This is a genomic window from Pseudomonas sp. R1-6, assembly GCF_051132115.1.
Classification (GTDB): Bacteria; Pseudomonadota; Gammaproteobacteria; order Pseudomonadales; family Pseudomonadaceae; genus Aquipseudomonas.
This window is the reverse complement of record NZ_CP071662.1, coordinates 111,502-126,158: the sequence shown is the minus strand read 5'-3', so window position 1 is coordinate 126,158 and position 14,657 is coordinate 111,502. Positions and strand designations below refer to the sequence as shown.

Here is a 14,657-nt window from a genome sequence, read left to right as displayed (position 1 = left end):
CGGTTTATCCTCGGATCGCCCAGAACGCCAGGTTCAGCCCCGGGAACTGGCCGGCGATGTGGAACGCAAAGCCGCCGGAGTTGCTCAACTGCTGCCAGTGATCGCTGCCCCGGTCGAGCTCGTAATAGGTGGAACCGGCGTGGTACGGCAGTTGGCGTGGCGCTACCGGCAACGGCAGCAGGCCGATGCCCGGCAATTGCAGGTTGACCAGGTCGCGGATGTGCTCCACCGAGCCGACCTTGCTCTGCTGGCCGAAGCGGCCGCGCAGGGTTTCGGCGGGCACGTCGGCGCGTACCACCAGGATGAAACTGGCGCTGTCGAGCAGGGTTTTGTCGGCCAGCATCGCCACGTGAATGCCGTAGGCTTTTTCAACAATCGGGATCGGCGTGGCCTTGCTGTCGATCAACATCGACAGGGCCTCACGCAAGGCCTGCATCACCGGCGCGTAGCTGAGCGCCAGGTCATCGTGCTGGTACTGCGGATAGGGCTGCGGCCGCCGTGCTGACGCGGTAAAGGTCGAGAATTCTCCCGCCAGGCTGACCAGTTCGCTGTAGAAGCGCTCGGGGTGCAGCGGCGTCAACTGGCTCAGGTGCTGGATCAGCGGCTGGGCGCGGTTGACCAGTTGCAGCAGCATGAAATCAGCGATCTCCGAGGCGCCACCGGCCCCCGAGGCCACCACCCGCCCGGCCAAGGCTTCACCGCGTTGATGCAGCAGGCCCAGCAGTTCGCTGCGAAATGCCGCCAGTGGCTTGGAAGCCGCCACATCCAGCAGCGGTGGAATGTAGCTGTCGTCGAGGACCAGGGCCCGGTCGGCGCGTTTTTCCTTGATGCGCACCACGCCAATCGCGGCGTAGTCGCCGATGCCATCCTGTTCGGTCAACAAGCGCAACGCCCGGGAACCCACGGCCACCGGCGCGCGGTTTTCGAACGGCGCGTTGTCGTCGCGCACTTCACACACCTGGCTGACATAACGCGCAGCACCGAGGTCTTCACCTTCGTCCACGGTGTCGCGGGCACCGGCGCGCTTGAGCGGCAACGCCAGGTACACCACGCCATCGCGCAGGTTGTCGTCGATGTTCAGTGGGGTCGGCGCCAAATCATCCTGGGGAATGTTGAACGGCGTGCCGTCCGGCAGCAGGCCCCGCGCCGAGAGGATGGCCAGCTTGCCCTGGGCCAGCAGGCCCTGGTCGATCAGCAATTCGGAAAAACCCCAGGCACCGGCCGACAAGGGGCGGCTGCGGGCGTCGATGAGGTTTTCCAGGTAACGGTCATGCTGCTGGAAGTGCTGCGTTCCAATGAACATGCCTTCCGACCAGACCACGCGATTGTTCCAGGACATGGGGGCTCCGATTCCTTATTGGGCAGGGCTGGATGGGGGAACGACGAGGGCGCTGCGCACGGCGCGCACGTCGAGGCTGATCTGGTATTCGGTGTATTCGCGCGCCGGTACATTCATCACCGTGCGCCATAGCGACTGGTCCAACTCGCGATAGCCCACCAGTATTCCGATGTGCCGAGTGGCCGGGTCGAGCTCACGTTTCAGGCTCAATTGCTGGTCCGGCGGGATCAGCACTTCGTCCTGGTCGATCAGGTCCGCACCGAGCGTCGCCTGGGCCCGCTCGGCCAAGGCGAAATAATCGGCGCGGCCAAAAGTGGCCGCATTCTTTAGTTCAAAAATACGCACCCGCACCGGCGCTGGCTGGCCGGTGGCTCCGGGGTTGAGCCCGGCGATGGAGTGGAAGTGCAACTCGACGGCGGCGGTGTCGGCCTCAGCTTCTTCGGGCTGGGGTTGGGCCGCATCCTTGGCGCACGCCGTCAGCAGAAGCGCTACGGCGACTGCGAGTAAAAACCTGGGGATCATCCTGCGTCCTCAATGACGTTTGAGCTATCCGTTGTTGTCTTGATCAGTATCGTTAAGGCGGCGCCGCTCAACGGCGTCGCTGTCGTGTGCTGTGCTCTTCGTAAGCGCGGCTGAACTCACGACCGAACAGGTCCTGGAAATCCTCTTGGGCTTCCCGGGAAATATTGCTGTAGAGCTCGGTGAATTGCTGCCAGTACTGGGCCTGTCGCGAGCCGCTGAAAATGCCTGAAAGTCCACCAGGCTTGGCCATGCGTTCTTCCAGTTGCGCCGGCTCGAAGCGCGCCAGCAAATGCTTGATCGCCGCTTCCACGCCGGCCATGACCGCCAACTGGTGGGCGCGCAGATCATCGAAACTGTCACGCACCGCCACGTCCGGGGCCATGAATGCCTGGTTGCCATGGCGCAACAGCAACAGCAGGGCTTCATCGACATTGGGGGCGAACTTCAGCGGGTTGTTTTCCACCGGCTGGATCATCGTCTGCTGGATGCGGAATTCACCCTTGAGGCTGCTGCGGGCGCGCAGTACATCGATCAGCCCTTCGACCATCAAGCGATAACTGCGCCCGATGCTCTCCATCTGCGCCTCGGCGTTGGCCTTGTCCAGGCGCAACTGATCCAGCCCGGCGCCGCGCAGGAAAGCCTGGAGCAGGTCGGGTTGAGAGGTTTGCACCGGGGAGGTCGTCGGTTCGACGCGGCTGACGGGCGCTTCTGGTCGCGGCGTGGATTCAATCGGCGCAACGACCTCAACCACAGGGATTGCCGGTACGGGAACCGGCTCGGGCAGCGGCGCGACGGGAATCGGTGCCACGGGCGCTGGCTTGTCGCTGAACAGATCCCAGTCTGCCGGAATGACCGGGGCCGGCGTTCCCGCCACTGGCTCGAACACCGGCTCAGCCACAGGCGGGGGGTTCGGGCGGGGGATCGGCGTAGGCGCACGGAAATCGTGCTGCTCGGCCGGCACATGATCCGGCTGGGTCGCCGGCGGGACGCTGGGCGGGGTGAGGAAGTCGAACAGGTCCGGCAGTGTGTCCATGGACGATACGCCCTGGAAGTGGGCCGGCATGGCGACGGGCATCGGCGAAGGCGTATTCACGGATGCGCTCTGACGGCCCATCAAGGCTTCGAAACTGCTGGGGGCTTCGGCGAACGGATTGCTGTCGGTCATCGGCAGGTCGAAGTCGACCCGCGCCTGGATCTCATAATCGCCAATGCGGATGATCTCGCCGTCCTGCAACGGCTCGCTATTGCCTTTGCGCAGGCGAATACCGGCCTTGACCAACTCCACACCGTTAGTGCTGTTATCGGTCAAGTAATAACGCCCGTCCTTGTATTGGATAACGCAATGCTTGCCCGAGACCAGGCGTTCCGGATCCGGCAGAACCCAATCATTATCGGAACTACGGCCAATTGCCATCACACCCTGACCCAAGGTCTTTTCAGAACATTGTCCGGGGGTAATCTTGTGATAACTAGTGATAGTCAAACACAGCGGCATCTCGCCTCCTTGCTGAATACTTCTTGTCGCTGGCGATACATAAGAACGGGGCCCCGTCGATGCGACATGGGATCCTTGCCTGCGACCGGAACGGCTTTTTGCCAGCATGATCGCTGATCTTAACCGGCCTGCGTGACAAAAAAACCTGTTCCAGTGCCTGCTTCGACCTACGAGTCGCGCGGGTTGTTAAGCACCTCACAACTGTCACATCGGCGAAATAGCTTACCTTGACAACGGATAAGTACTACACCAAAAATGCACAACTTCTTGAATATACATGATGGCACTTTAAGATCACCTCGCTCTTATAGCGCCATTATCCTCAAGGAACATGTGAAGTTTCATCCGAAACTTGCGTGTGCACTGCCCGACTTCTTCAGCGGGTGATAGGGAGATCGATCCAAGTGGATGTGCCTTTGTTGCTCGCCGCCGTTTCCGTGAATTCGCCTTGCGGTGAAGACCTGGAATATGACGCGGATTTCTTGCGCCTGGAACGTGATTCCCGAGGCCAGCCCGAACGCAGCATGGGCGATTCGATCCTGCCCGCCGAACCCCCTGAATGGCGCAGCATCCAGCAGCAGAGCCTGGACCTGTTGCAGCGCAGCAAAGACCTGCGCATCACTCATTTCCTGTTGCAGAGCTCCCTGGCCCTGGAAGGCATTCCCGGCCTCGCCCGCGCATTGACGCTGATCAGCGAGTTGCTCAAGCAATACTGGGCCGACCTGCACCCGCGCCTGGACGCCGATGACGACAACGACCCCACCGTGCGCATCAATGCCCTCGCCGGCCTGACGTCGGACGTCACCATTCGCCTGTTGCGCGAGAGCATACTGGCCCGCTCGCGAACGTTCGGCGCCGTCAGCCTGCGCGCCGCCGCCAATGCCAGCGGCTTGCAAAGTTTCCCCGATGAAAGTCTCGGCGCCGAACAGCTCGCCGGCGCCCTGCTCGACAGCGACCCCGAGCAGCTGGAAGTCATCCGTACCGCCCTGCTGGAAGCCCGCAGCGCCGCCGAATCCATCGAACAGCAGGTCAGCGACCAGGTCGGTTCCGCCCAAGGCGTGGACCTCGGCCCGTTGAAGCAGCCGCTGAAAATGGCGTTGCAGATACTCGGTCAGTTCGCCCCGCAGAGCGGCGACAGCGACCTTGCCGATCCTGTCGAAACCGACGACACCGCACCCGTCGAATACACCAGCTCACCAGGCGCGCCCCGCAGTACCGTCCCGGGGGAAATCAACAACCGTGACGACGTGCTGCGCAGCCTGGACCGGATCCTGGCGTACTACACCCGCCATGAGCCCTCCAGCCCGCTGCCGGTGCTGTTGAATCGGGCGAAGAATCTGGTGCACGCCGACTTCGCGGCGATCGTGCGCAATCTGATTCCCGACGGCATGAGTCAATTTGAAAACCTGCGCGGCCCGGAAAGCGAATAAAAAGCGAGCGGATCACGCAGTCACGTCATAGGTACCTCCCGATGACGCCAACACCGTCGCTCAAGCGACCAGGAGCAGCAACGTGGCGAAGCAAAGTTCTCAGAAATTCATCGCGCGCAACCGCGCGCCTCGAGTGCAGATCGAGTACGACGTCGAGCTCTACGGCGCCGAGAAAAAGGTCCAGTTGCCCTTCGTCATGGGGGTAATGGCCGACCTCGCCGGCAAGCCCGCCGAGCCTCTGGCACCGGTGGCCGATCGCAAGTTCCTCGAGATCGACGTCGACAATTTCGACTCGCGCCTCAAGGCCATGCAGCCGCGCGTGGCGTTCCATGTGCCTAACGAATTGACCGGCGAAGGCAACCTGAGCCTGGACCTGACCTTCGAAAGCATGGACGACTTCAGCCCGGCAGCCGTGGCGCGCAAGATCGACTCGCTGAACAAGCTGCTCGAAGCGCGTACCCAATTGGCCAACCTGCTGACCTACATGGACGGCAAGACCGGCGCCGAGGAAATCATCATGAAGGCGATCAAGGACCCAGCGCTGTTGCAGGCCCTGGCGAGCGCGCCGAAGCCCGCCGACGCAGAGCCCAAGGCTTAAGGACTAACAATCATGAACGATTTGGTACGCGACAATCAGCCCCAGAACCTGGGCGCCACCGAAGAAACCAGCGAGTTCGCCTCGCTGCTGCTGCAAGAATTCAAACCCAAGACCGAACGTGCCCGCGAAGCCGTCGAGACCGCCGTGCGCACCCTGGCCGAACAGGCCCTGGCGCAGACCGACCTGGTGTCCAACGACGCCATCAAGTCGATCGAGTCGATCATCGCCGCCATCGACGCCAAGCTCACCGCCCAGGTCAACCAGGTCATCCACCACCCGGATTTCCAGCAATTGGAAAGCGCCTGGCGTGGCCTGCACTACCTGGTCAACAACACCGAGACCGATGAGCAGCTCAAGATCCGCGTGCTCAACATCTCCAAGCCTGACCTGCACAAGACCCTGAAGAAATTCAAGGGCACCGCGTGGGACCAGAGCCCGATCTTCAAGAAGATGTACGAAGAAGAATACGGCCAGTTCGGCGGCGAGCCTTACGGCTGCCTGGTGGGCGACTACTACTTCGACCAGTCGCCACCGGACGTGGAACTGCTGGGCGAACTGTCGAAAGTCTGCGCCGCGATGCACGCGCCGTTCATTGCCGCTGCCTCGCCAACCGTGATGGGCATGGGCTCCTGGCAGGAACTGTCGAACCCGCGCGACCTGACCAAGATCTTTACCACGCCGGAATACGCCGGCTGGCGTTCGCTGCGTGAGTCGGAAGACTCGCGCTACATCGGCCTGACCATGCCGCGCTTCCTGGCGCGCTTGCCGTACGGCGCCAAGACCGACCCGGTGGAAGCCTTCGCCTTCGAAGAAAACACCGACGGCGCCGACAGCTCCAAGTACACCTGGGCCAACGCGGCCTACGCGATGGCGGTGAACATCAACCGTTCCTTCAAACACTTCGGCTGGTGCTCGCGCATCCGTGGCGTGGAGTCGGGCGGTGAAGTGGAAAACCTGCCGGCCCACACGTTCCCGACCGACGACGGTGGCGTGGACATGAAGTGCCCGACTGAAATCGCTATCTCGGACCGCCGTGAAGCGGAACTGGCGAAGAACGGTTTCATGCCGCTGCTGCACAAGAAAAACACCGACTTCGCCGCGTTCATCGGCGCCCAGTCCCTGCAGAAACCGGCCGAATACGACGACCCGGACGCCACCGCCAACGCCAACCTGGCCGCGCGCCTGCCGTACCTGTTCGCCACCTGCCGTTTCGCCCACTACCTCAAGTGCATCGTGCGCGACAAGATCGGCTCCTTCAAAGAGAAGGACGAAATGCAGCGCTGGTTGCAGGACTGGATCCTGAACTACGTCGACGGTGATCCGGCGCACTCCACCGAGACCACCAAGGCCCAGCACCCGCTTGCTGCCGCCGAAGTGATCGTCGAAGAAGTCGAAGGCAACCCGGGGTACTACAACTCCAAGTTCTACCTGCGTCCGCACTACCAGCTCGAAGGGCTGACCGTGTCGCTGCGCCTGGTATCGAAACTGCCTTCGGCCAAGGGCGCTTAAAAACCCACTGAACGTACGCAATAGAACATGTGGGAGCGAGCCTGCTCGCGATGGCAGTGGATCAGTCGCCACCTGCGTTGCCTGACCCGCCGCCATCGCGAGCAGGCTCGCTCCCACAAGGGATCTTCAGCAGTTTGGAGATCACCTTAGTTCCGCTCGGCAAAACAGATTTCGCAAGGTCAGCGTCAACCAAACAACGTGGTAGAGACCACACAGGGAGAAAACATGGCTGTTGATATTTTCATCAAGATCGGCGACATCAAGGGCGAGTCCATGGACAAGGTCCACAAGGACGAGATCGACGTCCTGAACTGGAGCTGGGGCATGTCCCAGACCGGTAACATGCACGTGGGCAGTGGCGGTGGCGCGGGCAAGGTGAGCATCCAGGACCTGTCTCTGACCAAGTACGTCGACAAGGCTTCACCGAACCTGATGATGCACTGCGCCAGCGGCAAGCACGTCGACAAGGTCAAGCTGACCGTGCGCAAGGCCGGCGGCGAAAACCAGGTCGAGTACATGATCATCAACCTGGAAGAAGTGCTGATCACTTCCCTGAGCACCGGCGGCTCGGGTGGCGATGATCGCCTGACCGAAAACGTCACCCTGAACTTCGCCAAGGTGCTGGTGGACTACCAGCCGCAGAAAGCCGACGGCACCAAGGAAGGCGGCCCGGTCAAGTTCGGCTGGAACATCCGTCAGAACGTCAAGGTGTAATCGAACACGCCCCTGGCGCCACGCGCCGGGGGTGTTTGGTGCTTGCTCGCATCCCATCCTTTCCTGCCCGGTGTCTGAGTCATGGCCAAGCCTGCGTTTATCAATTTGTGGAAAGCGTATTCCGATTTGCGGATAACCCATCCCGATGCAAAGCCTTGCGACGGTCCGTGGGCCAACCAGTGCGCCATACGCATGAGCGTGACGCTCAATGCCGAGAAGACTATCAAAGTCAATAAATTCACCTACACCGAACCCAAGTGTGCCCATGAACACGCCAGGGGCGCCGAATCGTTGGCGAACTGGTTGTGGAAGCACCATCTGGGGCGTCCTACCATCCTCAGCAATAGCGCCGCCGACCGGCAGAAGTTGATGAGCAAGACCGGGTTGATATTCTTCAAAGACTGTTATCGGCAACAGGGCCAGACCGAGGAAAACCGCACCGGCGATCACATCGATCTATGGAACCGGGGCGTGACTCAAACCGGTGATCTTTTCTACAGGTCCAAGGCTGTCTGGTTCTGGGAGCTGACATGATGAAAAAGCACCTGCTCGCTGCTTGCCTGGCGATGAATCTGGTTTGCCTGAGCGCATGTGCCGAACATACCGAGACGACGGCAACCCGAGCTGTTTTCGTTGGGCAAGCACTTAGCCTGATTGACGATCAAGGCCAGTGCGCACTGCTCAAATCCGACCAGAGCCGCATGCAATTGGATATGGAATGGCCCTGCAGCTTTATGTTGGACAAGCAGCAGCTGCGCGTGGAGAAGTTCAACGAAGTACCGATATTTGCGGTTTGGCGTAGCGAGCACATGCCCGCGCCCAGTCGCGATTGCATCACCAAGATGCAGGCTATCCGTCAGATGCCGCAGGGCTTTGAAGCAGCTCCGGTAAGCATTTATGCATTCTGCGGCCCGGGAGCGGACCAGAAAATGTACGTAGCGCCATTCACGTGGTAACCGAAATCGCCACCCGCGATCGCTTGCAACCGTCCCTGCTGGACCGGCTGACCGACGACGATCCGACCAACCCCAAGGAAAGCGCCGACAAGCGCGTGCTTTCTCTGACGCAATTGAAAGCCTCGGTGCTGCGTGACCTGGCGTGGCTGCTCAACACCACCTCGCTGCTCGACGGCGATGCCACGCTGCACACGCCGGCGGGCACGTCGGTGGTGAATTTCGGCCTGCCGGCGCTGGCGGGCAACAGCGCGTCGAACGTCGACGTCGCCGCCCTGGAAACCTTGATCCATCAGGCCATCGCCACGTTCGAACCGCGCATCCTGCGTCACACGTTGCGCGTGCGAGCCCGGGCGACGGCCGAGATGAACCACAACGCCCTGAGCTTCGAGATCGAAGGCGACCTCTGGGCGCAGCCGGTGCCGCTGCGCCTGATGCTGCAAACCGACCTGGACCTGGAAACCGGCCACGTGCGCGTCGTCAACGCCGACCAGCGGAGACGCCCATGAACCCGCGCCTGCTGGAACTGTACAACCAGGAACTGCACCACGTGCGCGAAAGCGCCGCGGAGTTCGCCAAGGAATACCCCAAGATCGCCAGCCGGCTGACCTTGGCCGGGATGGACTGCGCCGACCCGTATGTCGAGCGCCTGCTGGAAGGCTTCGCCTATCTGACGGCGCGGGTACAACTCAAGCTCGACGCCGAGTACCCGACCTTCACCCACAACCTGCTGGAAATCGTCTACCCGCACTACCTGGCGCCGACGCCGTCGATGACCGTGGTGCAAATGCAGGCCGACCCGGACGAAGGCTCGCTGAGCAGCGGTTTCCCGCTGCCCCGCGATACCGTACTGCGCGCCGCCCTGGGTCGCGAATCCCAGACTTGCTGCGAGTACCGCACCGCTCACCCGGTGACGTTGTGGCCGTTGCAGGTCAGCCAGGCCGAATATTTCGGCAACCCGTCCGCCGTGCTCGGGCGCCTGGCCGCCAGCGAACCGAAAGCCAAGGCCGGCCTGCGCCTGACCCTGCGCACCGGCGCCGAGCTGCCGTTCAACAGCCTGGCCCTGGACAACCTGCCGCTGTACCTCAGCGGCGCCGACGAACAGCCCTTCCGCCTTTACGAACAGCTGCTGGGCAACGCCTGCGCGGTGTTCGCGCGCCAGCCCGGCGGCAATTGGGTCGAACGGTTGCCCCAGGATGCATTGCGTTCTCAAGGCTTCGATGACGCCGAGGCCGCATTGCCGGTGGTGTCGCGGGCGTTCCAGGGCTATCGCCTGTTGCAGGAATACTTCGCCCTGCCCCATCGTTTCCTGTTCGTCGACTTCACCCAGCTCAGCCGTGCGGTCAAGCGTTGCGAAGGCCAGGAGCTGGAATTGATCGTGCTGTTCGACCGTCACGATCCGAGCCTGGAAGGCAGCGTTGGCGCTTCGCAGTTCCTGCCGTTCTGCACCCCGGCGATCAACCTGTTTCCCAAGCGTCTGGACCGCATTCACTTGTCGGACCGCGTCAACGAACATCACGTGATCGCCGACCGCACCCGGCCGATGGATTTCGAAGTGCATTCGCTGACGGGGCTGACCGGCCACGGCACCGGGCCGGAGCAACCGTTCCTGCCGTTCTACGCCGTGCGCGATCCGTCCCGCTATGGCCGCGACAAAGCCTATTACACGGTACGCCGTGAGCCCCGCGTGCTGTCCAGCGACCAGCGCCGCAACGGCCCGCGCTCGACCTACGTCGGCAGCGAGACCTTTGTCAGCCTGGTGGACAGCCAGCAAGCGCCCTATCGCCACGACTTGCGCCAGCTGGGGGTGACCGCGCTGTGCACCAACCGCGATCTGCCGCTGTTCATGAGCGTGGGCAACGGCAAGACCGATTTCACCCTGGCCGACAGTGCGCCGGTGGGCGCGGTGCGTTGCGTGGCAGGTCCCAGTCGCCCACGGGCCAGCCATGCCCATGACGCCAAGGCCTGGCGATTGATCAGCCAGTTGTCCCTGAACTACCTGTCGTTGAGCGAACAGGGCCAAGGCGCCGCCGCCCTGCGTGAGCTGCTGCGACTGTACGGCGACAGCAACGACGCCGCGCTGCAATTGCAGATCGAAGGCTTACGGGAGGTCAGCAGCAAGGCGTGCACCCGCCGCCTGCCGATGCCCGGCCCGATCGTCTTTGGGCGTGGCCTGGAGATCACCCTGGAATTCGATGAAAACGCGTTTCGCGGCACCGGGGTGTTCCTGCTCGGCGCGGTACTGGAGCGCTTCCTGGCACGCTACGTGTCGATCAACAGTTTTACCGAGACGGTGATCCGTACCACCGAACGCGGCGAGATCATGCGATGGAAAGCCAAGCCCGGACGTCGTCCGACCCTTTGAGTACCCTGGAGGCGATGCACCAGGAACCCTGGGAATACGACTTTTTCCAGGCGTTGCGGCGCATCGAATGTGAAACCCCCGAACTGCCGCGCCTGGGCCATTCCCTGCGCCTGGCCGATGACCCGTTGCGCCTCGGGCAACAGGCCGACTGTACCTTCGCCCCGGCGACCCTGGCCTCGGTGCAACCGGGCGTGGACGGCGCGCCGGCGCGCCTGGAGCAGTTCTTTTTCGGTCTCGGCGGCCCTAACGGCCCGATGCCGCTGCACATCACCGAATACGTGCGCGAACGCCAGCGCAACAATGGCGACAGCACCAGCAAGCGCTTCCTCGACGTGTTCCACCATCGCCTGCTCAGCCTGTTCTACCGGGCCTGGGCCGAAGCGCGGCCGACCGTCAGCCACGATCGCCCGGACGATGACTACTGGTCGGCGCGCCTGGCGGCACTCAGCGGCCGGGGCATGCCGAGCCTGCTCAACCAAGGATTGATCCCCGACACGGCGAAGCTGCACTACAGTGGCCACCTCTCGGCGCAAACCCGTTATCCGGACGGCCTGAAGGCGATCCTCAGCGAGTATTTCGGCCTGCCGGTGGAAATCGAAGAATACGTCGGCCAGTGGCTGGAACTGCCGGAGCGCAGCCGCGTCGGTGTCAGCGCCCATCAGTTGGGCGTGGACTTCTGCCTGGGCCGTTTCGTGTGGGACCGCCAGCACAAATTCCGCATTCGCCTGGGCCCGCTCAAGCTCGATGACTACATGGGCATGCTGCCCGGCAGCCAACCGTTCAACGAGCTGGTGGCCTGGGTCGCCGAATACCTGGGACACGAGCTGGACTGGGACCTGAACCTGGTGCTGGAACAGCCCGAAGTGCCCCCACTACAACTCAATGGCCGTTTCCGCCTGGGCTTCAACACCTGGCTGGGACGACCTGAAAAAGATGCCAACGATCTAATACTGGCCCGGCATTACGCCGAACAGGCCAACACCTCACAGACCTCAAGGAGCCATGAGCATGGGTGAAATCAGTCGCGCCGCGTTGTTCGGCAAACTCAACAGCGTGGCCTACAAAGCCATCGAAGCCGCCACCGTGTTCTGCAAATTGCGCGGTAACCCTTATGTGGAGCTGGCCCACTGGTTTCATCAATTGCTGCAACTGCAGGACTCGGACCTGCACCGCATCATCCGCCAGTTCAACATCGAGCCGGCGCGCCTGGCCCGTGACCTGACCGAGGCACTGGATCGTTTGCCACGCGGTTCGACATCGATCACCGACCTGTCCTCCCACGTTGAAGAAGCCGTGGAACGTGGCTGGGTCTACGGCAGCCTGATGTTCGGCGAAAGCCAGGTGCGCACCGGTTATTTGGTGCTGGGCATCCTCAAGACGCCGAGCCTGCGCCACGCGCTGCTGGGCCTGTCGTCGGAGTTCGACAAAGTCAAGGTTGAAGCCTTGAGCGAACGCTTCGATGAATACGTTGGCGACTCGCCGGAAAACGCCCTGGCCGCCAGCGACGGTTTCAACGCCGGCGCGGTGCCGGGCGAGGCCAGCGGCGCGATGGCCCCTAGCGCCATGGGCAAGCAGGAAGCGCTCAAGCGCTTTACCGTCGACCTCACCGAGCAGGCCCGCAGCGGCAAGCTCGACCCCATCGTCGGCCGTGACGAAGAGATCCGCCAACTGGTGGACATCCTCATGCGCCGTCGGCAGAACAACCCGATCCTCACCGGTGAAGCCGGCGTGGGCAAGACCGCCGTGGTCGAAGGCTTTGCCTTGCGCATCGTCGCCGGCGACGTGCCGCCGTCCCTCAAGGACGTGGAGTTGCGCAGCCTCGACGTGGGCCTGTTGCAGGCCGGCGCGAGCATGAAAGGCGAATTCGAACAACGCCTGCGCCAGGTCATCGAAGACGTCCAGGCCTCGCCCAAGCCGATCATCCTGTTCATCGACGAAGCCCACACCCTGGTGGGTGCCGGTGGCGCCGCCGGTACGGGCGACGCGGCCAACCTGCTCAAGCCGGCCCTGGCCCGCGGCACCTTGCGCACCGTAGCCGCCACGACCTGGGCCGAGTACAAGAAGCACATCGAAAAAGATCCCGCCCTGACCCGCCGCTTCCAAGTGGTGCAACTCGCCGAACCGTCTGAAGACAAAGCCCTGCTGATGATGCGGGGCGTGGCCTCGACCATGGAAAAACACCATCAGGTGCAGATCCTCGACGAAGCCCTGGAAGCCTCGGTCAAGTTGTCCCACCGCTACATTCCCGCGCGCCAGTTGCCGGATAAATCCGTGAGCCTGCTGGACACCGCCTGCGCCCGCGTCGCCATCAGCCTGCACGCCGTGCCCGCCGAAGTGGACGACAGCCGCCGCCGTATCGAAGCGCTGGAAACCGAGCTGCAAATCATTGCCCGCGAGCACGCCATCGGCGTGGCCATCGGCAGCCGCCAGACCCAGAGCGAAAGCCTGCTGGGCGCCGAGCGTGAGCGTCTGGCGGAGCTGGAAAGCCGCTGGGCCGAAGAGAAAACCCTGGTGGACCAATTGCTGGAAACCCGCGCCACCCTGCGCGAACGCGTCGGCGCGGTGGACAGCGAAGACCGCAGCGAAGCTTCTGACAACGAAAGCCACGCCCTGCGCGAGAAACTGGTGGACCTGCAACAGCGCCTGACCGCCCTGCAAGGTGAAAACCCATTGATCCTGCCGACCGTGGATTATCAGGCCGTGGCCTCGGTGGTTGCCGATTGGACCGGTATCCCGGTGGGCCGCATGGCCCGCAACGAGCTGGAAACCGTGCTCAACCTCGACCAGCACCTGAAAAAACGCATCATCGGCCAGGACCATGCCTTGCAGATGATCGCCAAGCGCATCCAGACCTCCCGCGCCGGCCTCGACAACCCGAGCAAGCCGATTGGTGTGTTCATGCTCGCTGGCACCTCCGGCGTGGGCAAGACCGAAACCGCCCTGGCCCTGGCCGAAGCCATGTACGGCGGCGAGCAGAACGTCATCACCATCAACATGAGCGAGTTCCAGGAAGCCCACACCGTGTCCACCCTCAAGGGCGCGCCACCGGGCTACATCGGCTACGGCGAAGGCGGCGTGCTGACCGAAGCCGTGCGGCGCAAACCGTACAGCGTGGTGCTGCTGGACGAGGTTGAAAAAGCCCACCCGGACGTACATGAGATCTTTTTCCAGGTATTCGACAAGGGCGTGATGGAAGACGGCGAAGGCCGGGTGATCGACTTCAAGAACACCCTGATCCTGCTGACCACCAACGCCGGCACCGAGCTGATCGCCCAGGTCTGCAAGGACCCGCAGAACGTGCCCGAGCCGGAAGAGATCGCCAAGGCCCTGCGCCAACCGCTGCTGGAGATTTTCCCGCCGGCGCTGCTGGGTCGCCTGGTGACGATCCCGTATTACCCGCTCAGCGACGAGATGCTCAAGGCCATCACCCGCCTGCAACTCAACCGCATCAAGAAGCGCGTGGAGAGCACCCATAAAGTGGCCTTCGACTACGACGACGCGGTGATCGACCTGATCGTCTCGCGTTGCACCGAAACCGAAAGCGGCGGGCGCATGATCGACACCATCCTGACCAACAGCCTGCTGCCGGACATGAGCCGCGAGTTTCTCACCCGCATGCTCGAAGGCAAGGCCATGGCCGGCGTGCGGATCAGCGCGGTGGACAATGAACTGAAGTACGATTTCAGCGATGCGGCCTGACTTCAGGTAACACCGCACGACCCTGTGGGAGCG

13 protein-coding genes are annotated in these 14,657 nt (G+C 62.7%); 10 read left to right on the top strand and 3 right to left on the bottom strand.

The features are described from left to right. Positions 1-4 precede the first annotated feature (4 nt). The 3 genes from tssK to tagH all read right to left on the bottom strand — a co-directional run bounded on the left by tssK (position 5) and on the right by tagH (position 3,356). Complete coding sequence (tssK, locus tag J3P81_RS00515) at positions 5-1,339, bottom strand: type VI secretion system baseplate subunit TssK (RefSeq protein WP_420767139.1); 1,335 nt, start codon at positions 1,337-1,339, stop codon at positions 5-7. A 15-nt stretch (positions 1,340-1,354) separates the two neighbouring features. After that, complete coding sequence (tssJ, locus tag J3P81_RS00510) at positions 1,355-1,861, bottom strand: type VI secretion system lipoprotein TssJ (protein ID WP_434561603.1); 507 nt, start codon at positions 1,859-1,861, stop codon at positions 1,355-1,357. 67 nt (positions 1,862-1,928) lie between these two features. Beyond that, a complete protein-coding gene (gene tagH / locus J3P81_RS00505; protein WP_434561601.1) occupies positions 1,929-3,356 on the bottom strand; it encodes a type VI secretion system-associated FHA domain protein TagH in 1,428 nt (475 codons plus the stop codon). A gap of 404 nt (positions 3,357-3,760) precedes the next feature. Between tagH and tssA the strand changes: the two genes are divergently transcribed. From tssA to tssH, 10 genes are all read left to right on the top strand, one after another. Then, positions 3,761-4,786: a type VI secretion system protein TssA gene (gene tssA / locus J3P81_RS00500; RefSeq protein WP_434561599.1), complete on the top strand. Its 1,026-nt coding sequence runs from the start codon at positions 3,761-3,763 to the stop codon at positions 4,784-4,786. 82 nt (positions 4,787-4,868) lie between these two features. Beyond that, positions 4,869-5,384 (top strand): type VI secretion system contractile sheath small subunit, encoded by a 516-nt coding sequence (gene tssB, locus J3P81_RS00495; protein ID WP_186633609.1) that lies wholly within the window; start codon positions 4,869-4,871, stop codon positions 5,382-5,384. A 12-nt stretch (positions 5,385-5,396) separates the two neighbouring features. Further along, entirely contained in the window at positions 5,397-6,893 is a 1,497-nt protein-coding gene (gene tssC / locus J3P81_RS00490; RefSeq protein ID WP_030138240.1) for a type VI secretion system contractile sheath large subunit, read from the top strand. Between the two features lie 225 nt (positions 6,894-7,118). After that, a complete protein-coding gene (locus J3P81_RS00485; RefSeq protein ID WP_420767135.1) occupies positions 7,119-7,607 on the top strand; it encodes an Hcp family type VI secretion system effector in 489 nt (162 codons plus the stop codon). 81 nt (positions 7,608-7,688) lie between these two features. Continuing rightward, positions 7,689-8,141, top strand: coding sequence for a T6SS effector amidase Tae4 family protein (locus J3P81_RS00480; RefSeq protein WP_420767134.1), 453 nt, complete (start codon positions 7,689-7,691; stop codon positions 8,139-8,141). Then, complete coding sequence (locus J3P81_RS00475; RefSeq protein WP_420767133.1) at positions 8,138-8,563, top strand: hypothetical protein; 426 nt, start codon at positions 8,138-8,140, stop codon at positions 8,561-8,563. Before J3P81_RS00480 ends, J3P81_RS00475 begins: the two co-directional genes overlap by 4 nt. Next, positions 8,557-9,069 (top strand): type VI secretion system baseplate subunit TssE, encoded by a 513-nt coding sequence (gene tssE, locus J3P81_RS00470; protein WP_420767132.1) that lies wholly within the window; start codon positions 8,557-8,559, stop codon positions 9,067-9,069. Before J3P81_RS00475 ends, tssE begins: the two co-directional genes overlap by 7 nt. After that, a complete protein-coding gene (gene tssF / locus J3P81_RS00465) occupies positions 9,066-10,925 on the top strand; it encodes a type VI secretion system baseplate subunit TssF (RefSeq protein ID WP_434561596.1) in 1,860 nt (619 codons plus the stop codon). The genes tssE and tssF overlap by 4 nt, the downstream gene beginning before the upstream one ends. Further along, positions 10,889-11,941 carry a type VI secretion system baseplate subunit TssG gene (gene tssG / locus J3P81_RS00460; RefSeq protein ID WP_434561594.1) on the top strand — a complete coding sequence of 351 codons (1,053 nt, stop codon included), beginning with the start codon at positions 10,889-10,891 and terminating at the stop codon, positions 11,939-11,941. Before tssF ends, tssG begins: the two co-directional genes overlap by 37 nt. Then, a complete protein-coding gene (tssH, locus tag J3P81_RS00455; protein ID WP_434561592.1) occupies positions 11,934-14,624 on the top strand; it encodes a type VI secretion system ATPase TssH in 2,691 nt (896 codons plus the stop codon). The genes tssG and tssH overlap by 8 nt, the downstream gene beginning before the upstream one ends. Positions 14,625-14,657 lie beyond the last annotated feature (33 nt).